Origin of the sequence: Caballeronia sp. ATUFL_M2_KS44, from assembly GCF_023630965.1 — a bacterium.
GTDB lineage: Bacteria > Pseudomonadota > Gammaproteobacteria > Burkholderiales > Burkholderiaceae > Caballeronia > Caballeronia concitans.
The window spans coordinates 77451-103441 of sequence record NZ_JALQEA010000067.1; the positions used below are offsets into that span (position 1 = coordinate 77451).

At 68.3% G+C, this 25991-nt stretch carries 17 protein-coding genes; 13 read left to right on the forward strand and 4 right to left on the reverse strand.

The annotated features are described in order from the left end of the window. Positions 1-47 precede the first annotated feature (47 nt). The 12 genes from bcsB to NCR39_RS28090 all read left to right on the forward strand — a co-directional run bounded on the left by bcsB (position 48) and on the right by NCR39_RS28090 (position 19298). Positions 48-2303, forward strand: coding sequence for a cellulose biosynthesis cyclic di-GMP-binding regulatory protein BcsB (bcsB, locus tag NCR39_RS28035; RefSeq protein ID WP_250456037.1), 2256 nt, complete (start codon positions 48-50; stop codon positions 2301-2303). 42 nt (positions 2304-2345) lie between these two features. Next, a complete protein-coding gene (gene bcsZ / locus NCR39_RS28040; RefSeq protein ID WP_502800293.1) occupies positions 2346-3485 on the forward strand; it encodes a cellulose synthase complex periplasmic endoglucanase BcsZ in 1140 nt (379 codons plus the stop codon). Further along, the gene (locus NCR39_RS28045) at positions 3482-7486 is read left to right on the forward strand and encodes a cellulose synthase subunit BcsC-related outer membrane protein (protein ID WP_250456041.1); all 4005 of its coding nucleotides are present in this window, start codon (positions 3482-3484) and stop codon (positions 7484-7486) included. Before bcsZ ends, NCR39_RS28045 begins: the two co-directional genes overlap by 4 nt. A gap of 18 nt (positions 7487-7504) precedes the next feature. Beyond that, positions 7505-9394, forward strand: coding sequence for a cellulose biosynthesis protein BcsE (gene bcsE / locus NCR39_RS28050; protein ID WP_250456044.1), 1890 nt, complete (start codon positions 7505-7507; stop codon positions 9392-9394). A gap of 2 nt (positions 9395-9396) precedes the next feature. Beyond that, complete coding sequence (locus tag NCR39_RS28055; protein WP_250456046.1) at positions 9397-9603, forward strand: hypothetical protein; 207 nt, start codon at positions 9397-9399, stop codon at positions 9601-9603. Next, entirely contained in the window at positions 9600-10367 is a 768-nt protein-coding gene (bcsQ, locus tag NCR39_RS28060) for a cellulose biosynthesis protein BcsQ (RefSeq protein WP_250456048.1), read from the forward strand. The genes NCR39_RS28055 and bcsQ overlap by 4 nt, the downstream gene beginning before the upstream one ends. Next, positions 10364-12883 carry a UDP-forming cellulose synthase catalytic subunit gene (bcsA, locus tag NCR39_RS28065; protein ID WP_250456050.1) on the forward strand — a complete coding sequence of 840 codons (2520 nt, stop codon included), beginning with the start codon at positions 10364-10366 and terminating at the stop codon, positions 12881-12883. The genes bcsQ and bcsA overlap by 4 nt, the downstream gene beginning before the upstream one ends. A gap of 56 nt (positions 12884-12939) precedes the next feature. After that, on the forward strand, positions 12940-14502 hold the full coding sequence (gene bcsG / locus NCR39_RS28070) for a cellulose biosynthesis protein BcsG (protein ID WP_250456052.1): 1563 nt from the start codon (positions 12940-12942) through the stop codon (positions 14500-14502). Then, positions 14499-14735 (forward strand): BcsR/BcsP family cellulose biosynthesis protein, encoded by a 237-nt coding sequence (gene bcsR / locus NCR39_RS28075; RefSeq protein WP_250456054.1) that lies wholly within the window; start codon positions 14499-14501, stop codon positions 14733-14735. The genes bcsG and bcsR overlap by 4 nt, the downstream gene beginning before the upstream one ends. A 238-nt stretch (positions 14736-14973) precedes the next feature. Then, complete coding sequence (locus NCR39_RS28080) at positions 14974-16149, forward strand: HlyD family secretion protein (RefSeq protein ID WP_250456056.1); 1176 nt, start codon at positions 14974-14976, stop codon at positions 16147-16149. 4 nt (positions 16150-16153) lie between these two features. Beyond that, positions 16154-17740, forward strand: coding sequence for a DHA2 family efflux MFS transporter permease subunit (locus tag NCR39_RS28085; RefSeq protein WP_250456058.1), 1587 nt, complete (start codon positions 16154-16156; stop codon positions 17738-17740). Between the two features lies 1 nt (position 17741). After that, positions 17742-19298, forward strand: coding sequence for an efflux transporter outer membrane subunit (locus tag NCR39_RS28090; protein ID WP_250456060.1), 1557 nt, complete (start codon positions 17742-17744; stop codon positions 19296-19298). A gap of 35 nt (positions 19299-19333) precedes the next feature. On the opposite strand, the gene NCR39_RS28095 is transcribed toward NCR39_RS28090, so the two are convergent. From NCR39_RS28095 to NCR39_RS28105, 3 genes are all read right to left on the reverse strand, one after another. Beyond that, positions 19334-20047 carry a glycosyltransferase family 2 protein gene (locus NCR39_RS28095; RefSeq protein WP_250456062.1) on the reverse strand — a complete coding sequence of 238 codons (714 nt, stop codon included), beginning with the start codon at positions 20045-20047 and terminating at the stop codon, positions 19334-19336. Beyond that, positions 20044-20646 (reverse strand): SAM-dependent methyltransferase, encoded by a 603-nt coding sequence (locus NCR39_RS28100; RefSeq protein ID WP_250456064.1) that lies wholly within the window; start codon positions 20644-20646, stop codon positions 20044-20046. The genes NCR39_RS28095 and NCR39_RS28100 overlap by 4 nt, the downstream gene beginning before the upstream one ends. Before the next feature lie 79 nt (positions 20647-20725). Continuing rightward, a complete protein-coding gene (locus NCR39_RS28105; protein WP_250456234.1) occupies positions 20726-21832 on the reverse strand; it encodes an acyl-CoA dehydrogenase family protein in 1107 nt (368 codons plus the stop codon). A gap of 165 nt (positions 21833-21997) precedes the next feature. On the opposite strand from NCR39_RS28105, the gene NCR39_RS28110 reads away from it, so the two are divergent. Continuing rightward, entirely contained in the window at positions 21998-23569 is a 1572-nt protein-coding gene (locus NCR39_RS28110; RefSeq protein ID WP_250456065.1) for an FAD-dependent oxidoreductase, read from the forward strand. Positions 23570-23626: 57 nt separating this feature from the next. Here NCR39_RS28110 and NCR39_RS28115 read toward each other — a convergent pair whose 3' ends face one another. After that, the gene (locus NCR39_RS28115; protein WP_250456066.1) at positions 23627-25918 is read right to left on the reverse strand and encodes a two-partner secretion domain-containing protein; all 2292 of its coding nucleotides are present in this window, start codon (positions 25916-25918) and stop codon (positions 23627-23629) included. Positions 25919-25991 lie beyond the last annotated feature (73 nt).

A 25991-nucleotide genomic window follows, 5' to 3' on the forward strand; every position in this document is an offset into this window, starting at 1 on the left:
ACGACGGCCATCGCCGCCATGCCACGCACCGCCTCCCGGAATTGCCGATGAAACCCGCCGTCTCCTTCTGCCTGTCGCTGGCAATGGCCGCCAGCGCACTCTACGCCGCTGCGTTGCCCGCCGCCGTTCCCGCTGCCGTGTCCGTCCCGGAAGCGCCTGCGGCATCCGCCAACGCCACGACCACCCACATTCCGTTTTCCGCGCTCGGCGCGTGGCAGCCGCTGCAATTGCGCGGTCTGGAAGACGCCCGCTCGGTGTCGCTCGGCGTGCGGCTCGACCGCGTCGTGACCGGCGCGCGGCTGCGTCTGCGTTACACGTATTCCCCGGCGCTCGTGTTCGCCATGTCGCACGTGAAGGTGTCGATCAACAACGAAGTCATCGCCACCGTGCCGTTCGACAAGGAGCACGCCGGATCGACGGTCACGCAGGACATCCCGCTCGACCCGCGCCTCTTCACCGACTACAACCAGTTCGGGCTGCGCTTCATCGGCCATTACACGCTCGACCATTGCGAAGACCCGGCGAACACGGCGCTCTGGGCCGACGTCAGTCCGGCGAGCGAATTCATCCTCGATACCGCGCCCATCAAGCTGCCGAGCGATCTCGCGCTCTTGCCCGCGCCGTTCTTCGATGCCCGCGACGTCAACCGGCTCACGCTGCCGTTCCTGCTGCCCGCATCGCCCGACAGCGCGACGCTCAGAAGCGCCGGCGTGCTCGCGTCGTGGTTCGGCGCGCTCGCCGATTATCGCGGCGCGCGTTTTCCGGTGGCGACGGCGCTGTCCGCGCTGCCCGCGAACGAACACGCGGTCATCGTCGGCACGCGGGCGCAATTGCCCGCGGGCATCGACCTGCCGCGCATCGACGGGCCGACGATTCTCGTCGCGGACAATCCCGCGTCCGCCGATCGCAAGCTGCTCGTCGTGACGGGGCGCGACGCCGCCGAACTCGACGACGCCGTCTACGCGCTCGTGCTCGGCCGCACGGCCATGTCGGGCGCGTTCGCGAAGGTCGCGCACGTGGACATCGGCAAGCCGCGCGAACCCTACGACGCGCCGCGCTGGATGCCGACGAACCGCCCGGTGAGCTTCAAGGAACTCGTCGACGATCCGTCGCGCCTGCAAGTGTCCGGCAGCGCGCCCGACGCCATCCGCCTGAACCTGCGCGTGCCCGCCGATCTGTTCTCGTGGAACGCGGCGGGCGTGCCGCTCAATCTGAAATACCGCTACACCGCGCCGACGGTGCAGAACAACTCGGCGCTCGCCGTCGATATCAACGACCAGCTGGTGAAGTCGTTTCATCTGCCGGCCGCCAAAGCCGACGACAGCGAAGGCCGCATCCAGTTGCCGCTTTTGTCCGGCACGAACAGCGGCGCGGCGAACACGCTCGACATTCCGGCGTTTCGCGTCGGCAGTTCGAACCAGTTGCAGTTGCGCTTCAACATCGATTCGCAGAAGACCGGCCTGTGCGCGGGCGTGGCGACCAACACGGCGCGCGCGGCGGTGGACCCGGATTCGACCATCGACTTCTCGAGCTTCGTGCACTACGCGCGCATGCCGAATCTGGCGTACTTCGCCAACAGCGGCTTCCCGTTCACGCGATACGCCGATCTCGCGCAGACGGCCATCGTCATTCCGGACCGTCCGGCGCCCGCCGAGCTCGAAGCCGCGCTCACGATGCTCGGTCACATGGGCCAGTGGACCGGCCTGCCGAGCCTGCGCGTGACCATCGCGCGTCCCGGCGATGTCGCCGGCCTCGCGCAAAAAGATCTCCTCGTGATCGGCGGCGCGCCGTCGTCGCCCGTGTTCGCGCGCTGGCGCGATGCGTTGCCGCTTTCCATCGCGAATCCGGCGGCGCAGGCGGGCATCGCGCGTGCGTCGTTCTCGGTCCACGAACAGTGGCGCGACGGCAAGCTCGTCACGCGCGGCGGTGCGTCGCTCGATCAGAACGGCCCGCTCGCCGCGCTGATGGGCTTCCAGTCGCCCGGCACGAAGGGACGCAGCGTGATCGCGCTGGCCGCGACCGAAGAAGGCCATCTCGACGACCTGCTCGACGTGCTCGAACGGTCCGACCGCGTGACGCAAGTGCAGGGCGATGTCGCGCTCGTGCGGCGCGGCGGCGTGGACAGCATGCGCGTCGGGGATACGTATGTCGTCGGCTACGTGCCGTGGTACGCGAAGCTGTGGAGTCACGCGGTGGCGCATCCGGTGCTGCTCGGCTTGATCGGCGCGATCGCGGGCCTGCTGCTCGCCGTCGGCGCATTCGCGGGGCTTCAGGAACTGGCCGCGCGCCGCAAGGGTATCTGAGCGATGACTCCGGTTCTCCGCCGCGTGGCTTGCGTCATGGCGATGGCGGCGCTCTTCGCATCGTTCCCGGCGAGCGCCGCCGATGCCGACGCCGACAACGCCGCCGCCGCGCCGCTCGCGTGCCGCTCGTCGTGGCCGCGCTGGGACGCGTTCAAGCGCGATTTCGTGTCGAAGGAAGGCCGCGTGATCGACGCCGGTTCGGCCGATGAGCGCACGGTCTCGGAAGGCCAGTCCTACGCGCTTTTCTTCGCGCTCGTCGCGAACGACCGCGCGAGCTTCGACACGATTCTCCGCTGGACCGAAAACAATCTCGCGGCGGGCGACCTGACCGCGCGCCTGCCCGCGTGGCTCTGGGCCCGCGACGCGTCCGGCGCGTTGCGCGTGCTGGATGCGAACGCCGCATCGGACGCGGATTTGTGGATCGCGTATTCGCTGATCGAGGCGGGCCGCGCGTGGGGCGAGCGCAGCTACACGGCGCGCGGCGCATCGCTCGCGCGGCGCGTGCTCGACGAGGAATCGGCGACGGTGCCCGGTCTCGGCCTCACGCTTTTGCCCGGCCCGGCGGGTTTCCATCCGGCCGCCGATGTATGGCGCGTGAACCCGAGCTACGCGCCGCTGCAGGTCATTCGCGGCATCGGCGCAAGTCTTCCCGACGATGCCCGCTGGCCGCGTCTCGCCGCGTCGTCGGCGCGCATGCTGGCCGATACCGCGCCGCGCGGATTCTCGCCGGACTGGGCGCTGTATCGCGCGAATCGCGGCTTCGAGCCGGATACCGACACAGGGGCCGAAAGCGCCTACAACGCAATCCGCGTCTATTTGTGGGCGGGCATGCTGGCATCGTCCGACGCCGCGCGCGCCGGTCTGCTGCAACGTTTCGCGCCGTTCGCCGCGTTCGTCGCGGAGCATGGCGCGCCGCCCGAGCGCGTCGATACGCGCACCGGACGCCCCGGACCGAACGACGGCAACGCGGGCTTTTCCGCCGCCGCCGTGCCGTTTCTCGCGGCGCGCGGCGAATCCGCTCTCGCCGATGCGCAGGCCGCGCGCGCCGAAGCTGAACGCGCGCCGGGCTACTACACGAGCGTGCTGACGCTCTTCGGCCTCGGCTTTCGCGAGGGGCGCTATCGCTTCGCGGCGAACGGCACGCTGGAGACGGCGGCATCGCAATGCGGAGGTGTCCGATGACGCGCGCGCTTCGTGCAAGACGCGCGGCGCCCGGACCGCTGCGCGCCGCGCTGATCTCGGCGAGCATCGTCTGCGCATCGCAATGGCCGGCGCTGCCCGCGCATGCGGCGAACGTGCGGGCATCGAACATCGCTCAAAGCGAAGTCGCGCCGTTGCCGCCGCTTCAACCGCTTCAACCGCTTCAACCGATACCCGCGCGCCTTTACGCCACCGCGCGCGCGTGGGCGAACAAGCATCGCGACGATCTCGCGTTGCAGGCCATCGACAAGGCTTTGCTGATCGCGCCCGACGAGCCGCGTCTGCTCGCGGAACGTGTGCGCATCCAGTTGCGGCTCGGCCAGGCACAGCAGGCAGCGGCGACGCTCGCGCGCATGAAAGCCGCCGCGCCCGATGCGCTCCTCACGCGCCAGGTCGATGACGAATACCGCGTCGCCGTCAGCGGCCGTCAGGAAATGGCGGCCGTGCGTCTGCTGTTCCGAAGCGGCCAGTCGGAAGAAGCCGCGCGCCGCGTGTCGGCGCTTTTCCCGCATGGCGCGCCGTCGGGCGCGCTGGGTGCGGAGTATTACCAGATCGTCGCCGCGACGCCCGCGCGCCGGCACGAGGCGCTCGATGCGCTGCATCGCCGTGTCGCCGCCGATCCCGACGACATCGACGCCGCGCTCACGCTCGCGCGCCTCCTGAACGCCAGCGACGCGACGCGCGCGGAAGCGAACCGCATCGCGTGGAATCTGGCTACGCGCACCGACGCCGACCGCAGCGCCGCGCTCGACCTCTGGCGTCACGTGCTGCAAGCGGCGGGCGAGGACACGGCGTATTTGCCCGCGTTGCGCGCGTATCTCGCGCTCGTTTCCGACGACAGCGAATTCAGCGATCGCGTCGCGCTGCTCGACGCGCGCGTCGAGGCGCAGAAGAAGCTCGCGCGCGATCCCGATTACATCGCGCAGCAACGCGGCCTGGCGGCGCTCGCGCGCGGCGATGTCGCGACGGCGTCGCCGTTGCTCGCGCGCGCCGCCGCCGCTCGTCCGACCGATGCCGAAGCGGTAGGCGGACTCGGCATGGCCCGCATGCGCGAAGGCCAGCGCGACGAGGCGCGCGCGCTGTTCGAGCGCGCCGCCGCGCTCGCGCCCGATAACCGCGCGAAGTGGCAGGGCCTCGCGCGCACCGCGCAGTTCTGGGGCACGCTCGCGCACGCCCGCGACGCCGCCAATGCAGGCAAGCCGGCCGATGCCGAGCGCTTCGCCCGCGAGGCGCTCGCGATGCAGCCGGGCAACGCCGACGCCCAGCTCCTGCTCGCCGATGCGCTCCTCGCGCAACGCGACTGGCGCGCCGCCGAACCGATGCTGCGCGCGCAGCTCGCCGGTCCCGCGCCGAGCCTGTCGGCGTTGCGCAGCACGCGCACGCTGCTCGAAAACACCGGACGCGCGAACGAAGTCGAACCGCTCATCGAGGCGCTGCAAAGCCGCTTCACCGCTGCCGACGATCGCGAAAGCCTCGTCGCGATGCGCGCGGATCTCGTCGCCGCGAGGGCGCAGCAACTTGCCGATAGCGGCCGCAACGGTCCGGCGGCGCAGGCGTACGAAGCGTCGCTGCGGATCGATCCGAATCAGCCGTGGACGCGCTTCGCGCTCGCGCGCCTTTATCAGAATCTCGGCCTGCCGCAACTGGGCCGCGCCGTGATGGACGACGGCCTCGCGCGCGCGCCAACCGCGCAGATGCGTTACGCGAGCGCGCTGTATCGCAGTTCGACGGACGATCTCGCGGGCGCGCAAGCCGCGCTCGGTTCTGTTCCCGACGCCGAGCGCACCGACGCGATGCGCGCGCTCGCCCGCAATCTGAACGCGCAGCAGGCGCTGCTCGATGCCCGCGCCGCGTATGCGCGAAACGACGCCGCCGCCGCGCAAGCGGCATTGGATCGCGCGCAATCGGACGCGACGGACGATCCGGACATGCTCGCGTCGATCGGCTCGCTGTATATCGATCATGGCGATACGGCGCGCGGTCTCGCGCTGCTGCGCGACTGGATGGCCGCGCATCCCGAGAAGACCGACGCCGACGTGCGCCTGCGCTACGGCGATCTGCTCGGCGCGGCGCGGCGCGAAACGGAACTCGCGGGCGTGCTCGCGCAGCTTCGCGTCGATGACGCACTGACGCCGCGCCAGCGCGAGCGGCTCGAAGATCAATCGCTGCGCGGCGTGCTGCGCCAGGCCGACGACGCCATCGCCGCCGCCGACTACGCGCGCGCCCGCGCGCTGCTCGCCACGGTCAGCGAAGCGGGCCGCCGCGACAAGCGTTATGCGTTCGAGGTCGCGGATCTCGCGCGCGTGCAGGGCGATTACGACGCCGCGCGCGCGGCGCTCGCGCCGGTGCTGGCCGCATCGCCGGACGATTTCGAGACGCAGCTCACGCTCGCGCGCGTGCTCGGCGACAGCGGCAAGCGCCGCGACGCGCTCGCCATCGTGCAGCGCGTGGTCGATGCCGCGCCGCCCGACGACATCGACACGCGCCTGTCCGCCGCGCGCCGTCTTTCGGCGCTGCGCCGCCCGCGCGATGCGCAGGACATCACCGGGCCGCTGCGCGTCGCGTATCCGGCGCGGCCGGACGTGACCTTGCAGGCCGGGCGCGTCGCCGAGGATCTGGGCGATTACGCGGATGCCGCGTCGCTGTATCGGCAGTCGATGGATCAGGAGCGCGCGGCCGGCGTCGCGCCCGCGTTCAGCGCGCCTGCGGGCGGCATCCGGCCGACGCCCGCGCAGTCCGCTTTCGACGATCTGAACCAGCGCCGCAATCCGGAAGTCGAGACGGCGTGGATTCCGGCGTACAAGTCCGGCGATGCGGGCGTGTCCGAGTATCACGCGCAGCAGGTGCCGATCTACGTGCAGATTCCGTATCGCTACGACGGCCACTTCTTCATCCATGCGGACGCGGTTCATCTCGACGCCGGCACGCTCGACGACAACGGTTTCTTCAACCCGACGAACATCGCAGCGGGGCAGACGCCGTCGAGCGTCGTGAGCCAGTTCGGCACGACCGCCGGCTTCTACGACAGCGCGAACACCGCGGCGCTGCAAAACCATCTCGCGTCGGCGCCCGTGACGCCGGGCGACCTGCATCAGCACGCGAACGGACTCGGCGGCGGATTCGGCTATGTATCGGATGCATGGCGATTCGACCTCGGCTCGACGCCCATCGGCTTTCCGGTGCATTACCTCGTCGGCGGCGCGCGCTACCGGTTCGATGCCGGTCCGGCGAGCTTCTCCGTGTCGGCGTCGCGGCGCGCGGTGACGAGCAGCGAACTCTCCTACGCGGGACTCGCCGATCCGCTCACGCACACGGTCTGGGGCGGCGTGCGGCGCGACGGCATCGACGTTCACGCGGGCGCGGATATCGGCAGGATCGAAACCTTCGCGGATATCGGCGTGGCCGAACTGAGCGGGCGCAATGTCGCGGGCAATCAGGAATTCACGCTGCGCACCGGCTTCAACGTGCCCGTGTACGAGCGCGCGACGATGCGCGTGTTGACCGGTCTCGTCGGCAATGCGTGGCATTACACCGAGAATTTGCGGTACTACACGTTCGGGCAGGGCGGTTATTACAGCCCGCAGCGCTATCTGTCGCTCGGCGTGCCGCTGGAGTTCATGGGCAAGCGCAACGGCTTCATGTGGGACGTCACGGCGACGGCGGGCGTCTCGAATTCGTATGAAAAGGATTCGCCGTATTTTCCGAACGGACTGCCGGCGGTCGCGGGGCTTTCGCCCGCCGATCTCAGCCAGTTGAAGTTCAGCGGCAGTTCGACGCGCGGCGTCAGCTTTTCCTATGGACTCGCGGCGACGGTCGAGTATCGGATGAACGCGCAACTGGCCGTGGGCGCGCGCGTGAGCATCGATCATTCGCACGACTACGCGCCGAGTTCCGGCATGGTTTACGCGCGCTTTGCTTTCTCGGCGCGCAAGGACGATTACCGCATCAGCCCGCAGCCGGTGCGGCTGTATTCGAGTTATTGACCGGCGGCGAGAGAACGAATGAGCACTGAATTGAACCCTTCGCCACGCGCCGCCGTCCGCACGCCGGGCGTGCTGTCCGCGCTCGCGCAGTTCGCGCGCACGCGTTTTTCGCGCGATGACGACGTGACCGGCCGACTCGGCATCGATGCGCTGCCCGCCGATCTCGCCACGCTCGCGCCCGGCGCGCTGTACGCGGTGCAGGTCGCGCCGCGATCGCCCGAATGCGATGCGCTGATCTGGGAAACGGCGCGCGCGGCGGGCGGCCGGCCGGTGACCGTCGTGCTCGCGCGCGAACGGGCGCAGGCCGCCGCGCGGCTGCGTGAAGTGGGCTTCGCGGGGGCATCGGCGGCGCGCTGGCCGCATCGCATGAATGTGCTCGCGATGCCCGACGATGCGCCTTGCGCCGAACCGCCGCTCGCGCTCGCCCGCCTTTACGGCGGCTTGCGCGCGCTCAAGCGCTTCGGCTTGCGCCGTCATGCGCTCTTCATCGTCGAAGGCGCGCAACGCTGGTTCACCTGGAGCGACACGGCGGCGCTCGCGCGCGAAGGCCGTCTGCTGTCGGACTGGTGCGCGGCGCGCCGCATCACGATGATCCTCCTCCTCGGCGACGATGCCGCCGCGCCCGAATCCGGCCTCTCGCCCGATTTCGACGAAGCCGGCGACACGCCCGGCGGACGCGAACTGAACGGCGCGTGCGCGGGCGTGGCGCGCGTGAAGCGTTCGCACGGCGAACTGCTGTGGCAAGTCGATTTCTGGCGCACGGGCAACACGCTCGTCACCGGCGACGTGCGCGCGCTGCGTTTCACCGTCGATGGCCGCTTGAGCGTCGCATCGTTGGGAGCGGAAAACGGCGCGCATGACGCGGCGCATCGCGCGATGCGGATTGCGCCCGATGAAGATCGCGTGGTCGTGTGCCGGGCCGTGACCGGCGACGAGCCGTGGGTGCCGCGCAACTGGGAACTGCTCGACGACCGCGACGCCGTGGTCGCCGCGTGCCGTGACGCGCGCGGCGCGACGGTCGTGCTCGCGCATCACGACGGCGCGCAGCTCGAACCGCTGTGCGAAGCGGTCCATGCGCTGCGGCGCCGCTGCGGTCGCGCGCTGAAGATCGCGGTGGTCGAACGCGGCGAAGTGCTGCGTCATCAATACGAATTGCTGATGTTGAGCCTCGGCGCGAACCTCGTGATCGGGCGCGACGTGCCGTTCTCTCGGCTCGAATCGCTGCTGCAATCGGTGCAGGGCCAGCTTTACACGCGGCCGCTGGTGCCGGATTACCGCACGGCGCTCGCCGCGTCGCTCGCGGATGCCGCGCTCGGTTATCTCAACGTCGGCGCGTTCTGCGCGCAGGCACAAGGCGCGCTCGCGCGCGGCGCGGTGCTGCGTCTGCCGCACGTGCTGGCCAGGCTCACGCTGCCGCCGACGCTCGCCCACGTCGATGCCCTCGGCTGCTGCCGTCCGCGCCGCGCGGGCGACGTGTTCACCGCCGACGCGACGCATCTCTACGTGTTCCTCTTCGGCTGCCGGCTCGCCGACGCCGAGGCCGCGCTCGGGCGCATCTTCACCGAGCCGGTGGATCGCGTGGCGATGGACGTCACGTATCTGTCGAACGACGGCATCGCCGCGCAGCTCGACGCGCTCGATGCCGCGAACCGTCGCGCGCCCGCCGCCGATTACAGCGATCTCTTCGCCCACGCCGCGCGCCCCGCCGCGAAACCCGCCGAAGCGGCGCAAGAGCCCGAGTCCGTGCGACGCGCGCGCGCCGAACTCGATGCGCTTCAGGCCGCGCTGGACAGCGAAGCCCGCAAGCAGGGCGCGGATGCGCCCATCGCGCGTGAAGCCGCGCCTCGCGCCCGCCACGTGCGCCGCGCCGTGCCTGCCCGCATGCCGCTCGCCGAACCGAGGAACTGAACATGGAAACCCTGCTGATTTTTGCCATGCTGGGCGCGCTCGCGGGCGTGCCGGTCTGGTTCGCATGGCAGCGGCGCGGCGCGCGCGGCGGGCTGATCGCCGCGAGGCATTTCGATCCGCGCAAGGCTACGCCGTGCCGCATCGAAGCGGTCGCGCTCAACGGACGGCTGCTGCCGGATGCGAATGTGGATGCGGAGGCGCGCCGATGAAAACCATCGCTGTCATTTCGATGGCCGGCGGCGCGGGCCGCACCACGCTCGCCGCGACGCTCGCGGTGCTGCTCGCGCGCCGCGGCCGCGAAGTCGTCGCGCTCGACTTCGATCCGCAGAACATGCTCGGCGCGTGGCTCGGCCTCGATACGCTCGCGCCGCGCGGCATCGCCAACGCGCTGACGGACGCATCGGAAACATGGCACGCGCATACGTGGCGCAGCGACGAAGGCGTGCTGTTCGTGCCGCACGGCAACGTCACGCTCGACGAAGCCGCCGCCTGCGACGCCCGTCTCGCCGCGCATCCGCAGTGGCTCGAACGCGCGATCGGCGAGATCGCGCTGCCGGAGTCCGGCGTCGTGCTGATCGACACGCCGCGCTTTCCGTCGCGTCAGGCGCAACAGGCCGCGCGCGCCGCCGATCTCGTGCTCTGCGTGTGTCCGCCCGAGCCCGCTGCGTGCGCGGGCTTCGTCGCGCATCTGCCCGCGTTGCGCGAAGCGTGCGCCGACGTGCGCATCGTCGTGAACCGGCTGAATCCGGCGCGCGAGATGCAGCGCGATGTCCTCGCCATGCTGCGCGCGGCGGCGGCCGGCTTGCCCGTCGCGCAGCGCATCCACATGGAAGCGGCGTTGCCCGAGGCGTTCGCGCGCGGCGGATGGATCGTCGATGAAGCGCCGCAATCGCAGGCGTCGCACGATCTGCACGGTCTCGCCGAACACGTCGATGCCTGGCTGCCCGCGCTCGAAGCGAGTCTCGCCGCATGAACACGAACCCACGGCGCGCGCGCGTCATCGACTGGATCGCGCAAGGACTCGGCCTGCCGGCTTCGCGCACCGCGCTCGACTGGTGCGTGCGCCTCTTCTTCAAGCCGCCGCGCGAAGGCCGGCGCGACATCGCGCGCGACATGCTGCGCGCCTTGCTGCTGGCGTGGGCGCGCGAATGGGGCGTCGCCGATGTGCGCAAACCGTCGGCGTGGCTCTTGCGCGCGTTCGTGCGCGCGCCGCGCCAAGGCGGACGGTCGATGATCGCGCGCGCCACGATCGCGCTCGACTTCATCGAACGCATGCTGACGCCGCTCGCCGTCGCGGTCGTCGCGGTGCGGCGCGTGATCGACGCGCGCATCGAACGCCTGCCGTGGGCGCGTTTCGGCGCGCGGCTGGAAGGCGGCGCGAACCGCATCGCCCGCGTGCGCTGGGCGCTGCCCGCGCTCACGGTGATCGGCGGGATCGCGTGGCTCGTGGTCGGCACGTCGCCGCTCGGCGCGGGCGGGCAGTTCGCGTTCTTCGCGGTGCTCGCGGGCGTCGCGCTCGTGATCCGCCGCGTGCCGGGGCGCATGCCGGTGCTGATTCTCGCCGCGCTCGCCATGCTCGTGACCGTGCGCTATATCTGGTGGCGCACCACGCAGACGCTCGACTTCCGCACGCCGATGGAAGGCATCATCGGTTATGCGCTCTACGGCGCGGAAGCGTACACGTGGATCATCCTGCTCTTCGGCTTCGTGCAGACCGCGTGGCCGCTGGAGCGCCCGGCGTCCAAGCTGCCCGACGATCCCGCGCACTGGCCGAGCGTCGACATCTACGTTCCGACCTACAACGAGCCGCTCGCCGTCGTGAAGCCGACGCTCTTCGCGGCGCAAGGCATCGACTGGCCGGCGGACAAGCTGCGCGTGTATCTGCTCGACGACGGGCATCGCCCGGAATTCGAGGCGCTCGCGCGCGAGGCGGGCATCGGCTACATCACGCGCGACGACAACCGGCACGCGAAGGCGGGCAACATCAACCGCGCGCTCGCGAAGACCACGGGCGAGTACATCGCCATTTTCGATTGCGATCACGTTCCCACGCGCTCGTTCCTGCAAGCGACGATGGGCACCTTCTTCGCCGATCCGAAATGCGCGATGGTGCAGACGCCGCATCACTTCTTCTCGCCCGATCCGTTCGAGCGCAATCTCGGCACGTTCCGCCGCGTGCCGAACGAAGGCAACCTGTTCTACGGCCTCGTGCAGGCCGGCAACGACCTGTGGAACGCCACGTTCTTCTGCGGATCGTGCGCGGTCATCAAGCGCGCGCCGCTCGAAGAAGTGGGCGGCATCGCGGTGGAAACCGTGACCGAGGACGCGCACACGGCGCTCAAGCTGCATCGGCGCGGCTATACGACGGCGTATCTGCCGACGGTGCAGGCCGCCGGTCTCGCCACCGAAAGCCTCGCGAGCCACATCAAGCAGCGCACGCGCTGGGCGCGCGGCATGGCGCAGATTTTCCGGATCGACAATCCGTTTCTCGGGCGCGGGCTGAATTTCTTCCAGCGCCTGTGCTACGGCAACGCGATGCTGCATTTCTTCTACGGCATTCCGCGTCTCGTCTTTCTCACCATGCCGATGTGGTACCTCTTCTTCCAGATGTACTTCATCAACGCGGCGGCTTCGACCATCGCGAGTTTCGTGCTGCCGTACATCGTGATCGCGAATATCGCGAATTCGCGCATGCAGGGCAAGTTCCGGCATTCGTTCTGGGCCGAAGTCTATGAGTCCGTGCTCGCGTGGTATATCGCGCTGCCGACGACCATCGCGTTCATCAGCCCGAAGCACGGCAAGTTCAACGTGACGGACAAGGGCGGGCGCATCGACGAGACGTATATCGACTGGGCGATGAGCAAGCCGTATCTGATCCTGCTCGGCCTGAACGCCGTGGCGATGTCCGTGGGCGTCGCGCGGCTCGTGTCCGGCGCGGGCGACGAAGCCTCGACCATCCTCATGAACGTGTTCTGGACGCTCTACAACCTCGTGATGCTCGGCGCGGCGGTGAGCGTGGCGCGCGAGGCGAAGCAGGTGCGCGTGACGCATCGCATCGCCATGACGATGCCCGCGACGCTCGTGCTCAACGACGGCAGCACGCTCGCCTGCACCACGAGCGACTATTCGACGGGCGGCCTCGGCCTGACCGTGGAGCCGGGCGCGCTCGCGCTGAACGCCGACGACACGCTCGGCGTCGTCGTGAGCCGGGGCGAGCGGCAGTTCCATTTTCCGGTGCGCGTGACGCGGCTCGCGGGCGCGCATCTCGGCGTGCGCTTCGATTCGCTGACGCTCGAAGAGGAGCGGCGTCTCGTGCAATGCACGTTCGGGCGCGCGGATGCGTGGATCGAATGGGACGAGCGCACCGAGAAGGACTCGCCGCTCAAGGGCCTGAAAGAAGTGCTGCTGATGGGCGTGGAAGGCTACGCGCGCCTTTTCGACGGCGCGCGCCGCGCGCTCATCGCGGGACTTTCGCCGCAACGCCGCTAAAGCCCAAGCGCTTTCGTGCCGTTCTACGGGCGACGATCGCAAAAAAACGAATCACGATGACCTTCTGGAACCTGTATTTCATCATCAAGCTGGCGCTGTTTTCGACCGGGCATCTGCAACCGCTCTGGTTCGCGAACATTGCGTTCGCGCTGGCGCTCGCGATGAGCGCGCCGCTGCGCTCGCGTCTCTGGCGCGCGGTGCGGCTCGCCGCGGGGCTTGCAGTCGGGTTGCCGCTCATGTATCGCGAGGCGAACGTGCCGCCGTTTGCGCGCATCGTCGAGGAATTCGGCAATCTCGGCACCTTCAGCTTCGGCTACTGGCTCGAACTGCTGCCGCGCTTTCTCCCGCCGATGCTGATCGGCATCGCGTTGTGCGGGCTGGCCGTGTATCTGATCGTCAACCGATGGCTGCGCGTCGCGACCTTCGTGATGCTCGCGCTCTTCGTGCTGCCGATGTGGCAGGGCGCGAACGCCGTGCTCGCGCACATCCAGGCCGCGCCGCAGGTCAGCGCGAGCGCGAACGCGGGCGCTCAGGGCCAGCCTTCCGGCCCGCTGGATTACAACGCGACGCTCGCCGCATTCCGGACGAAGGAATCGCAGCGGCAGGTGAGTTTCGGGCATCTGTCGGGCAATGCGAGCGAACAGTTCGACGTGATCGTGCTGCACGTGTGCTCGCTGTCGTGGGACGACCTCGATGTATCGAAGGCGCGCAATCATCCGTTCCTCGCGCACTTCGACTATCTGTTCACGAACTTCAGCACCGCCGCGAGCTACAGCGGCCCGGCGGCGATCCGCGTGCTGCGCGCGTCGTGCGGACAGGAAGCGCACGCCGATCTTTACAAGGACGCGCCCGCGCAATGTCATCTGATGGCCGATCTCGCGGAGGCGGGCTACACGCCGCAAGTGACGTTCAATCACGACGGCCACTTCGACAACTTCACGCAACTGGTGAAGGAGAACATCGGCGTGCCGAACGTGCCGTTCGTCTCGAACGCCGCCGCGCCCGTCGCGATGCACGCGTTCGACGGCTCCGCGATCATGGACGACTACGGCACGCTCGCGAACTGGTACGCACAGCGCGCGCAGACGCCGGGGCCGGTCGCGCTGTACTACAACACGATCAGCCTGCACGACGGCAACCGCCTGCCCGACAGCAGGCTCTCGAGCCTCGATTCGTATCCGATGCGCGTCAACAAGCTCATGAGCGACTTCGACAAGTTCGCGGATCTCATCGCGCAATCGGGACGGCGCGCGGTCATCGTGTTCGTGCCCGAGCACGGCGCGGCGCTGCGCGGCGACAGCAACCAGATCGCGGGCCTGCGCGAAATTCCGACGCCGAGCGTGATCCACGGTCCGGTGGGCGTGCGGCTCGTCGGCTTCAGCGGCAGTCATGGTCCGACCACGGTCATCGACCAGCCGGCGGGACACCTCGCGGTGGCGCAACTGCTGTCGAATCTCGTGTCGAACAGTCCGTTCAAGCCGGGCGTCACGCTGTCCCAATACGCGGCCGATTTGCCGCAGACGCCGATGGTCGGCGAAAACGAAGGCACCGTGACGATGAAGACGGCCACGGGCTATGTCGTGAAAACGCCGGACGGCGTATGGGTGGATCAGAAATGAGCGATACGCCAACCCGAAAGGAAGCGCGCGCCGTGCACGACGTGGCCGCGCTCGCGCAAAAACTGCCCGGTCTCGATGCCGCGCGTTACTTCGACTTTCAGGCCGACGAGGAATATCGCGCCGCGCTCACGCGCTGGCCGGTGCTCGCGCGTTTGATGAAGCTCGCGCCGTGTGCGCCGCTTTCCGTGCATGAAGGCGTCGAGGAAGTGCACGAGCCTGCGCGCTCGCTCTGAGCCGCGACACGCACGCCTTTGCCCATTCCCCCATTCCCACATTCCCACTCACGCTCGCAGCATTCGAATCGCGTTTCAAATAGCGCGAGGAACGTTACTTGCTGTCCGATCCAGCTTCCATGCACGCGTCGATGCGCTTTCATGCTGAAAGGGCGCCGGCGTCAATCTCCGCGCTTGCAGGCGCTGGTTCGATCAGCGGTTCCACCCGGCGTTCGTCCGGGATTCAAAGTGAGCGGCAATGTCAGATCCACAGGATAACCACGACCCATCGCGCGGCGACGACGCGCAACCGAAGCCCAAGGTCAAGGCGAAAGCCAATGCCAACGGCAAGGAAAACGGTAAAGACAAAGGCGACGAAAAGGACAACGGCCGCAAGAAGCCCGGCAAGAAGCCGCTGATCATTCTCGGCATCGTGGTGGTGGTGCTGGCCATCGGCGCGTTCATCTGGTGGTTCCTGACGCGCAATCAGGTCAGCACCGACGACGCCTACACCGACGGCGACGCCGTCACCATCGCGCCGAAGGTATCGGGCTATGTCGTGCAGATGAATATCGACGACAACCGCTTCGTGCATAAAGGCGATCTGCTCATCCGGATCGATCCGCGCGACTATCAGGCGCAAGTCGATCAGGCCAATGCGCAGCTCGGGCTCGCGCGGGCGCAGTTGCAATCCGCGCAGGCGCAACTGGAAGTGGCGCGCGTGCAATATCCGGCGCAGCTCGCGCAGGCTCAGGCGCAGGAGCAGACCGCGCGCGCGAATCTCGCGCAGGCGAGCGCGGCGTATGAGCGGCAGAAGAGCGTCGATATTCGCGCGACATCGCAACAAAATATCGACACGGCGACGGCGCAGCAAAAGAGCGCGCAGGCGAATGTCGCGCAGGCGCACGCGCAGGTCCGCACCGCGAGTCTCGTGCCGCAGCAGATCGCGACCGTCGTCGCGAATGTCGAGGAAAGGCGTCAGCAGGTTCGGCAGGCCGAGGCGCAAGTCGAAACGGCGCAACTCAATCTGGGCTACACGGAACTGCGCGCGCCCGCCGATGGCTGGATCACGCGGCGCAACGTGCAGAACGGAACGTTCCTGCAAGCGGGCACGTCCATTCTCACGCTCGTCACGACGCGCGTCTGGGTGACGGCGAACTTCAAGGAATCGCAGCTCGATCGCATGCAGCCGGGCGACAAGGTGGATATCGACGTGGACGCGTATCCGAACATGAAGCTGCACGGCCACGTGGACAGCGTGCAGCTCGGCAGCGGATCGCGCTTCTCCGCGTTTCCCGCCGAGAACGCGACGGGCAATTTCGTGAAGATCGTGCAGCGCGTGCCGGTGAAGATCGTCATCGACGATGGATTGAAGCCGGGCACGTCGTTGCCGCTCGGCTTGTCGGTCGTGCCGACCGTGATGCTGCGTCATTGACGTCATGAGCGATACCACCGAAGAACACGACCACAGCGGCTGGAAGCCACGCTCGAATCCGTGGCTGATCGCCGTGGTCGTCACGCTTGCCGCGTTCATGGAAGTGCTCGACACGACCATCGTGAACGTCGCGCTGCCGCACATTTCCGGCACCATGTCCGCGAGCTACGACGAGGCCACGTGGACGCTCACGTCTTATCTGGTCGCGAACGGCATCGTGCTGCCGCTCTCCGCGTATTTCTCGAAGATTCTCGGGCGCAAGCGCTACTTTCTCATCTGCATCGGCGCGTTCACGGTGTGCTCGTTCATGTGCGGCATATCGTCGAATCTCGGAGAACTGATCGTCTTTCGCATTCTTCAGGGCTTCTTCGGCGGCGGCCTGCAACCGAGCCAGCAATCCATCATTCTCGATACCTTTCCGCCCGAGCAGCGCGGCCGCGCGTTCTCCATTTCGGCGGTCGCGATCGTCGTCGCGCCGGTGCTCGGCCCGACGCTCGGCGGCTGGATCACCGACAACTTCACATGGCGCTGGGTGTTTCTCATCAACGTGCCGGTCGGCGTGCTGACGACCATCGCGGTGATGCAGTTCGTCGAGGATCCGCCGTGGGAGAAGCGCCAGGACGCGAAGAAGATCGGCATCGACGTGATCGGCATCGGGCTGATCGCGCTGGGGCTCGGCTGTCTGCAAGTGTTCCTCGATCGCGGCGAGGACGACGACTGGTTCTCATCGGGCTTCATCACGACGTTCGCGGTGCTCTCGGCGGTGGGCATCGTCGGCGCGACGACGTGGCTGCTGTACGCGAAACGGCCCGTGGTGAATCTTCGCGTGCTCGCGGACCGCAACTTCGCGCTCGGCTCGGCGGCCATCTTCGGCTTCGCGTCGGTGCTCTACGGAAGCGCGGTGCTGATCCCGCAGCTCGCGCAACAGCAGCTCGGCTACACGGCGACGCTCGCGGGCCTCGTGCTCTCGCCGGGCGCGATATGCATCGTGTTCCTGATTCCCGTCGTCAGCAAGCTGATGAACTACATCCAGACGCGCTTTCTCGTGGCGTTCGGCTTCTTTCTCATGGGATGCGCGCTGCTGTATTCGCATCATCTCGTGCCGAATATCGACTACGTCACGCTGACGAAAATGCGCAGCGCGCAGTCCATCGGCATCGGCTTTCTGTTCGTGCCGGTGACGACGCTCGCGTATCTCTCGCTGCCGAAGGCGCTCAACAACGACGCATCCGCGCTCTTCACCATGTTCCGCAACGTGGCGGGTTCCATCGGCATTTCGCTCGCGACGGCGGCGATCCGCGAGCGCACGCAGGCCAACATGGCGCATATGGTCGAGCATCTCACGCCGCTGAATCAGCCTTATAACGATACGGTGCAGCGCATGGCGCGAACGCTGATGGACACAGGACAAACGATGTCGCAAGCCATGACCGCCGCGACCGGACAGATGTACAAGACGTTCGTCTCGCAGGCGACGATCCTCGCCTATCTCGACGTCTTTCTCGCGTGCGCGGTGTTCTCGTTCATGTTCATTCCGCTCGCGCTTTTCTTCTCGCCGGTCAAGGCGTCCGGCAAGGCGGGAGGGCATTGAGATGAAGCCGCGTCTTTCCATTCTGATGCTCGCGCTCATCGCGAGCGCATGCACGGTCGGTCCCGACTTCAAGCCGCCGACGGCAGACGTTCCCGGCAACTGGAACGACATGCAGCATGCCGAGCGCACGCAGGCCGCGCCCGACGATCCGCGCGCGCCGCACGCGCAGGCGCCGTCCGTCGCCGAAACGTCCGCCGATCCCGATCCGCGCTGGTGGCATCAGTTCCACGATGCGACGCTCGATTCGCTGATCGCGCGCGCCGTCGCGGGCAATCTCGATTTGCAGGCGGCCGTGTTGCGCATCGAAGCGGCGCGCGAGCAAAGCGCGTCGGCGGCGGCGCAGGGCTTGCCGCAGATCGGCGCGAACGCGAGCGTCATGCGCGAGCAGCTCGGGCTGAAAGGCCTGCTGCAATCGCAAGGCGTCTACGACCGGATAAACGGACTGGGCGCGAACGGCGCGCAACTGCGGCAGGGAATCGATGCCGCCACCGGTCCCGTCACGCTGTATCAGGACGGCTTCGATGCGTCGTGGGAACTCGATCTCTTCGGCCGCGTGCGGCGTTCCGTGGAGTCCGCGAACGCGCAGACGCAGGCGCAGAGGGAGAGCCGCAACGACGCGCTCGTGTCGCTCGAATCCGAAGTCGCGCGCGCGTATGCGCAGTTGCGCGGCGCGCAGTCGATCAAGCGCATCACGCTCGCGGAAATCGAGGCCGAGCAGCAGATTCTCGCGCTGACGCAGGAGCAGGCGCGCGTCGGCCTGACGAGCCAGCAGGACGTGCAGAGCGCGAGCGCGCAGGTCGGCAGCCTGCAGGCGCAAGTGCCGACGCTCGATGCGCAGATCGCGCAGGCGATGAACGGCCTCGCGGTGCTCACCGGCAGCGCGCCCGGCACGCTCGACGCCGAACTCGCCGATGCCGACGGCAGCGCCGCCGTGCCGCCCGTGCCGCCGACGGTGCCGGTCGGCTTGCCGTCGACGCTCGCGCGCCGCCGTCCGGACATCCGCCGCGCGGAAGCGCAACTGCACGCGGCGACGGCCGAAGTGGGCGTCGCGGTCGCGCAGTTGTATCCGGACATGTCGCTCACCGGGCAGGTCGGCATGCGCGCGACGAAGGCGAGCTATCTCGCGCACTGGTCGAGTCTCTTCTGGTCGGTCGGGCCGAGCGTGTCGCTGCCGATCTTCGAGGGCGGCGCGCTGCGCGCGAACGTGCGCGTCGCGAAGGCGGAGGCGGGGCAGGCGGCGCTGCAATATCGGCAGACGGTGCTCGGCGCATTGCAGGACGTCGATAACGCGCTCGTCAGCTACCGGACCGAGCAGGACCGGCGCGCGGCGCTGATGCGCACCGTCGAGGCGGGCCGCATCAGCCTGCAACTCGCGACGGACAGTTATCGCAAGGGCATTACGCCGTTCGTCACCGTGCTCGACGCCGAGCGTCAGCTCGCGGAAACGCGCACGCAGCTCGCGCAATCGACGGTGAACGTGACGACGAATCTCATCGCCGTGTACAAGGCGCTCGGCGGCGGATGGGAGGACGACGAGCAGGCGGCCGCGCAACGGTAGTCATGGCGCGCCGCCTTGCACGACGAAGCGACCCGCTACGCTTCCTCGCGTTGCGCATCGGGCAGCGCCGCCGCGTCCGCGAGCGCTTCACGCGCTTCGCGTTCGGCGATCGCGGCGAGGGTATCGCCGAAACCGCCCCGCGCCTTCGATGCGGTCCGCGCGCTCGTCACCACGCACGGCGCCGCGCTCCACGCGATGCGCGCGCCGCTCTCGGCCAGTTGCACGGTAAGCGCGACGTCCTCGCTGCACGCGAGCGGCATGAATCCGCCCGCGCGACGATACGCACTCGCCGACACGCCGAGGTTCGCGCCATGCACATGCCGATGCGCGTCCGCGTGCGTGTACTTGCGATAAAACGCCTCGCGCGTCGCGGACGCGTGCATGCTCCAGTCGTCGACGGTCACGCAGCCGCACACCGCGTCCGCCTCCAGCCCGAGCTGCTCGACGATCCAGTCGGGCGCGACGCGGCTGTCCGCATCCGTGAATGCGAGCCATCGCGCGCCGCGTTCCAGCATGAAGTCCGCGCCGGCCGCGCGCGCCCGGCCCACGTTGCGCGCATCGAGCGTCAGCAGATGCACGCCGAAACACTGCGCGATAGACAGGGAATCGTCGGTGCAACTGTCGAGCACGACGACGATTTCGACCGCTTCCCCGAGCAGCGCGGGATGCGTCGCGGCGAGCCGCGCGGCCTCGAGGCAATCGGCGAGGAAGGCTTCTTCGTTATGCGCCGGAATCACGATGCCTATCATGCGATCCCCTCGCGCCGTGCAATCGAGCGGCCATCTTTCGACCACACATCGAGGAGAAAATCGGCTTCCGCGTGCTGGACGGTACGCGTGCCGTCGAACGCGGCGTCGAATGCGGCGTGGATGTCTTCCGCGCGCTGCAATTTGCCTTCGAACGGATGACGCCAGTGGCACGCGACGAATTCGCCGTCGTCCGCAAGCGAGTGCCATGCGCGTTGCGCGAGCCTGGCCGTGGCTTCCGGCGACAGATAGTACGCAAGCTCGCTGACGACGATGAGATCGAAGCGCGCATCGTCCGGCCATTCGTCGGGCACGGCGCGCTGTTCGAGCGTGACGTTGGGCGCGTCACCGAGGCGTTCGCGCGCGCCGCGCACGGCGGCTTCGCTCACGTCGCAGGCGCGCAGGCGCGTGCATCGGCGGGCGATCATCGCGGAGAGTTCGCCGTTCGAGCATGCCGGCTCGAAGGCGGATTCGTAGCGCTCGCGCGAAAGGCTCGCGAGCACGAGATCGCGCTTGCGACGCTCGTACCAGCTCGTGCGATAACGCCAGGGATCGTCGTCGTGGCGATAAAGATCGTCGAAATACCGTCGCGGTGTGGACATGGGCATCCTTGTTGTTGCCTCGTTATTGGCTCTTCGTTGCCGCTGTCGCGCGGCTCTTATCCAACGACGCCGCCGCCGGTCATCGCGCGCCTCCCGCGTGGTCGTCCAATATCGCTTGCGCGAGCGCGGCTTCATCGCGTTCCGCGTGGCTTTGTCGCAGGAAGACGGGAAGATCCGCGAGCGCGCGCGCGAACCACGCGTCGGTGCAGAAGGGCGCGGGGCCCATGGCGCGGGACACGTGCTGCATGACGTCGCTCGCCACGCGATCCACGGTGAGCCGCGCGCGCAACGCCCATTGCTGCGCGTTGGCGTCGGGATGCGCGTCGATCCATGCCGCCGATTCGCGCAGCAACGCGGCGGCGGAGGCGAGCGCCGCATCGGCCGCGCCGAGATGCGCGCGCGCGTGCGGTTCGGCGCGGCGCGCGCTGCTGTCGAGGAGCGTCGTCGCGATGGCCGCCGCGCTGCCGAGCCAGCACGCGGCAATGCCCGCGCCGCCTTGCCAGAAGCCGGGACGATTCACGTACGCGCCGGCATCGCCGATCTGAACCGCGTGCGCGCCGTCGAAACGCACGCTCGCCGTGCCCGTCGCGCGCATGCCGACGGCCTGCCAGCCGCTTTCGTCGATCCCGATGCACGCCTGCGACAACTCGACGGCCGCCAGCACGGGAACGTCGTCGCGCCAAGCGGTGACGAGCGCATGCGTGATATGGCGCGCGCCCGAGCACCATGCTTTCGTGCCTTCGAGGACGAGCGTTTGTCCATCGCCCGCGCTCGCCGCGAGCCGCGCGTTCGGCGGCTCGGCGGCCCACACGGCCCATGTGCCGCGCTGTCCCAGTTCTGCGCGATGCAGTTCGGCGAGGATGGCGAGCGCATCGGCATGACTTTCGTAGAGCTTCGCAAGCGAGAGATCGCAAGCGGCGACCGCGCCCAGCGCGCGCCAGCGCGTTGCAGTATTTCCCCGGCCTGGCAGCGGCAAATCGGCCGTGAGCAGTCCTTCCGTGCCGATCAGTTGACGGAGAACTTCCGCGCGGCTCGCGCAGGTTTCGTCGGTGAAATGGATCGCCGCGAGGTGATCGTCGAGGAGGGCGATGCGATGGTCGTCGCGTGCGGCACGTGCGTTGTGCGCGTCGCGTTCTTCCACGCGCCACCAGTCGGGGATCGCGCGTTTTCGCAGCCCTTGGGTCATATCGTTCACGCATTTCTCCGTGGATGGCGCGGCGCTCGCGCTCGTGCAGTACGTCGTTCATGAGCAATGGGGCAAGGAGCGTGCCCGTGTTTTGCACGACTCGATGCCGCGCTTGGCATGTGCGTTGCATGAGTGCGGGCATCGAAGCGAGCGACGAGCACGACCATGACCCACGATTCCCCCATGCAGAAAGTCGCGGTTTTCTCCGACCTCGACGCGCGCGCGATGAAGCGCGTGGAAATCGGCGAGACGCCCATTCTTCTGATTCGTTCGGGCGAGCGCGTGCTCGGCTACGAGGCGGATTGCCCGCACGCGGGCGCACCGCTGGAAGAGGGCGCGCTATGCAGCGGCCGGCTGATTTGTCCGTGGCACAAAGGCACGTTCGATATCGAAAGCGGCGCGCTCGTCGAACCGCCGCCGTTGCTGCCGCTCAAGCGCTATCCGGTGCGCGTGGAGGGCGACGACATTCTCGCGAGCGCCGTGCCGATGGAAGAACCGGCCGAATCGAAGCCCGGCGACGCTCGGACCTTCGCTGTCGTCGGGCTGGGCGCGGCGGGCGCTGCCGCGTGCTCGGCGCTGCGTCAGGGCGGCTTCGCGGGGCGCATCGTGGTGATCGATCGCGAGCCGCGCACGCCGTACGATCGCACCGCGTTGAGCAAATTCGTGCCATCGGGCGAGATGTCGCCGGACGACGTGCCCGCGCTGCTGCCGGACGATTTCTTCGCGAGCGAGTCCATCGACGTGATTCAGGCCGAGGTCCAGACGCTCGATGCGCGGGCGAAACGCATCGATATCGGCAGCGCGCCGTCGATTCATTACGATGCCGCGCTCGTCGCGACGGGCGGCGTGCCGAAGCGGCCATCGTTGCAGGGCGGCGATGCGCAGGGCGTCGCGGAGCACATCCGCTTGCTGCGCGGGCGCGACGATGCGCGGCGTCTCGTCGAAAGCGCCGTCGAGCGAAGTCACGCGCTCGTGCTGGGCGCGAGCTTCATCGGACTGGAAGTGGCCGCTGCGCTGCGCAATCGCGATGTCGCGGTGACGGTGGTATCGCCCGGCAACGTGCCGTTCGAAAAGCAGTTCGGGCCGGAAGTCGCGCGGCTCGTGCAAGGGCTGCATGAATCGCACGGCGTCACGTTCCGCATGGGGCGGCATGCGGTGGCGGTCGCGCGCAACGAGGCCGGCGGCGAACGGCGCTTGCGCGTGACGCTCGACGACGGCGCGATCGTGGAATGCGATTTCATCGTCGCGGGGCTGGGCATTCGGCTGGCGACGGACTTTATCGCGGGCGTGGATCGCAACGACGACGGCAGCCTGAACGTCGATGCATCGATGCGCGTCGCCGATGGTCTCTTCGCGGCGGGCGACATCGCGCGCTTCGATTTGCCGATCGAGCCGGGCGGGCGCATACGCGTCGAGCACTGGCGGCTCGCGCAGCAGCACGCGCGCATCGCGGCGCACGCGATGCTCGGGTCATCGCCGAAAGAGCCGTTCGTGCCGTTCTTCTGGACGTATCACTTCGGCAAGAACTTCGAGTATCTCGGGCATGCGCGTTCGTGGGATCAGACCGTGATCACGGGATCGCCGGAGAAGTTGGAGTTCGTCGCGCTGTTCGGCGAGAAGGGCAAGCTCGTCGCGGCCGTGGCATGCGAGCGGAGCACGCAGATGAGCGCGCTCGCCGAAGCGATGCGGCGCACGTTGTCGGTGGACGAGGCGAAGGAGATTGTGGAGGCGCAGTGAGCGGCGAAGGCGCATGAAAAAGCCCGCCATTTCTGGCGGGCCTTTCATGCAAAACCCTCAAGACCCCGACGCCCACCGCAACGCGGGCGTCAACGATCCATCCGGCATCGACCACGCGCCCCGCGTGCTGAAGTCCCACGTCGGGCCGTAGCTCGCGGGATTGCCCATTTGCGCATCGGTGAGCCCGGTCGACGGCGCGACCGCCGTGCCCGCGCCGACCGCCGCCAGCGCGCCGGACGACTGCTTGTTCCAGAACACGTTCGTGTCGATGCTGCCCCGGTTCGATCCCGCGATTCCGCCCGCCTTTCCCGCGCCGACCGAGAGCGTCGAGTTCGCATAAGACTGGCCGATGCCGCCCGTGTTGCTGCCGACGAGGCCGCCCATCGCCGCGCCGCCGCTCAGCCACGCCTGCGCATACGACTGCACGATCGCGCCGTTGTTCACGCCGACGAGCCCGCCGACCGCGCCTTGCGCGCCGCCCGTCGCGGAGCCGAGCGCGTACGACGTGGTGATGCGGCCATCGTTACGGCCGACGAGTCCGCCGGTCTCGTTCGCGCCGCTGATGTTCGCGCCGGCCCACGATTGCTCGATGCGCCCGTGGTTTTCCCCGACCAGCCCGCCGGCCACGGATGTCGCGTTGCCCGTCGACCGGACGACGCCCGTTGCGCCGACGTTCACGAGATAGCCCGAGTTGACGCCGACGAGCAGGCCGACCGCCGCGCTCGACGACGTCGCCGTGGTGTCCGCCAGCACGAAGTTGCGCAGCACGCCGCCCGCGCCGACCGCGCCGAACAAACCGGACGCGTTGCCCGTCAGGTCGAGGCCGACGGGCACGTGGCCCATGCCGTCGAACTGGCCGGTGAACGGCTTCGCCGCCGTGCCGATGTCGCCCACGTCCGTGGCGCCGTCGAGCGCGAAGCTCGAACCGAGCGCATAGGTGCCCGCGAGATCGCTCTTGACCGCGCGCAGGTCCGCGACCGAGTTGACGAGCCGATACGCCGTGTACTGCGTGACGAGCCCGCTGTACGGCGCGGCGCTCCACGACGGATTGACGCGCACGGTCCCCGGCGTGTTCGATCCGTTCATGTCGAAAAGCACCGCCACCGCGCCCGTGCTGCGCGACCAGTCGATCGTGCCGCGATTGGTCACGCTGCCGCCGTTGTCGAACGCGTGCGCGTCGGCGTACAGCTTGAGCGATCCCGATCCCGCGTTCGCGATGGTCACTTGCGGCGCGATGGTGACGGAGTGCGCGGCATTGAGCGTCAGCGACGAAGCGCCGTTCCAGCGCACGTTCGATTGCACCGCGATGTCGCCCTTGCCGTTCGCGCCGGACGTGCCGTCGGTGCCGTCCGCGTTCACGGTGATCGACGTGCCGCGATTCAGGTTCGATGCGAGCGTGTTGGCGGTCGCGGCATCGGCGGTGAATTCGCCCGTGGTGATATTGAGCTTGTCCGCACTGATGGTCGCGCCGCTGATCTTCACGTCCTTGCCGTTCATGTCGACGCTGGCCGCACTGCCGTCGACATTGCGCGCGCTGATCTCCGCGCCGCGCGCATCGACGGTGCCGCTCTCCGCGACGAGCCAGACGTGACCGTCGCGCGTCGCGGTGCCGGTTGCGCGCAACGCCGCCGTGTGGCCCGCCAGCGCGAAGATATTGCCGTCCGCCGCCTGCAGGCTGATGACCGCCGCCTGAATCTGGCCCGCGTTCGCCGCCGTGCCGTGGCTTCCCACCGCCACGCCGATCTGCTGGTCGTAGCCGGTATCCACGAGAGAAACCGAGCGGCCCGCGACGAGCCCGGCGGAACCCTGCGGCGCGTCGATGCGTCCCGCGTTCACCACCTTGTTCGCGCCGATGAGGAACACGTTGCCGCCCGTCGAACTGATCTTGCCCAGGTTGATCACGTCCGCATTCGAGTTGCCCGTGAACGTGGTCTGGTAACTGGCGGCGAAATCGTCGTTGTTGATATCGAGCGTCGAGGCGACGAAGTGGCCGCCCGTCGAGACCACGCCCTGCGGTCCGATCACCACGCCATGCGGATTGATCAGGTAGACCGTACCGGTGCCGCGCAGCGTTCCGAAGATGGCGGAGACATCGTTACCGGTGACGCGGTTGAGCGTTGCGCCGGTACCGTTGTTAATCGACACGGTGTGGCCCGAGCCAATGGAAAAGCTGTTCCAGTCGATGATGCCGCGCGAGCCCGACTGCGTGATGTTCAAGTTCGCACCGCTCTGCGCGATGCTTCCGCTGCCCGCGACGAAGTGCCCGCCTTGCGGCAACGGCGGAGCGGCCATTGCCGTGAGTGCGAACGAACCCGAAGCAATGGCGACGAGCACGGAGAGGGCGCGCATCCTGAAGCCGGGCGCGTACGTGTTTGGAAAAGTGCTTGCGGTGCCGGCATGGTGACCGGTCTGGAAGGCGCTC

What these genes read in the sequence shown, in the direction of transcription:
- NCR39_RS28090 (WP_250456060.1), top strand. Translation starts at nt 17,742, where the DNA reads ATGAAGCCGCGTCTTTCCATTCTGATGCTCGCGCTCATCGCGAGCGCA.
- NCR39_RS28110 (WP_250456065.1), top strand. Translation starts at nt 21,998, where the DNA reads ATGACCCACGATTCCCCCATGCAGAAAGTCGCGGTTTTCTCCGACCTC.
- bcsB (WP_250456037.1), top strand. Translation starts at nt 48, where the DNA reads ATGAAACCCGCCGTCTCCTTCTGCCTGTCGCTGGCAATGGCCGCCAGC.
- NCR39_RS28085 (WP_250456058.1), top strand. Translation starts at nt 16,154, where the DNA reads ATGAGCGATACCACCGAAGAACACGACCACAGCGGCTGGAAGCCACGC.
- bcsE (WP_250456044.1), top strand. Translation starts at nt 7,505, where the DNA reads ATGAGCACTGAATTGAACCCTTCGCCACGCGCCGCCGTCCGCACGCCG.
- NCR39_RS28100 (WP_250456064.1), bottom strand. Translation starts at nt 20,646, where the DNA reads ATGTCCACACCGCGACGGTATTTCGACGATCTTTATCGCCACGACGAC.
- bcsA (WP_250456050.1), top strand. Translation starts at nt 10,364, where the DNA reads ATGAACACGAACCCACGGCGCGCGCGCGTCATCGACTGGATCGCGCAA.
- NCR39_RS28115 (WP_250456066.1), bottom strand. Translation starts at nt 25,918, where the DNA reads ATGCGCGCCCTCTCCGTGCTCGTCGCCATTGCTTCGGGTTCGTTCGCA.
- NCR39_RS28080 (WP_250456056.1), top strand. Translation starts at nt 14,974, where the DNA reads ATGTCAGATCCACAGGATAACCACGACCCATCGCGCGGCGACGACGCG.
- NCR39_RS28095 (WP_250456062.1), bottom strand. Translation starts at nt 20,047, where the DNA reads ATGATAGGCATCGTGATTCCGGCGCATAACGAAGAAGCCTTCCTCGCC.
- NCR39_RS28045 (WP_250456041.1), top strand. Translation starts at nt 3,482, where the DNA reads ATGACGCGCGCGCTTCGTGCAAGACGCGCGGCGCCCGGACCGCTGCGC.
- bcsR (WP_250456054.1), top strand. Translation starts at nt 14,499, where the DNA reads ATGAGCGATACGCCAACCCGAAAGGAAGCGCGCGCCGTGCACGACGTG.
- NCR39_RS28105 (WP_250456234.1), bottom strand. Translation starts at nt 21,832, where the DNA reads ATGACCCAAGGGCTGCGAAAACGCGCGATCCCCGACTGGTGGCGCGTG.
- bcsQ (WP_250456048.1), top strand. Translation starts at nt 9,600, where the DNA reads ATGAAAACCATCGCTGTCATTTCGATGGCCGGCGGCGCGGGCCGCACC.
- NCR39_RS28055 (WP_250456046.1), top strand. Translation starts at nt 9,397, where the DNA reads ATGGAAACCCTGCTGATTTTTGCCATGCTGGGCGCGCTCGCGGGCGTG.
- bcsG (WP_250456052.1), top strand. Translation starts at nt 12,940, where the DNA reads ATGACCTTCTGGAACCTGTATTTCATCATCAAGCTGGCGCTGTTTTCG.
- bcsZ (WP_502800293.1), top strand. Translation starts at nt 2,346, where the DNA reads ATGGCGGCGCTCTTCGCATCGTTCCCGGCGAGCGCCGCCGATGCCGAC.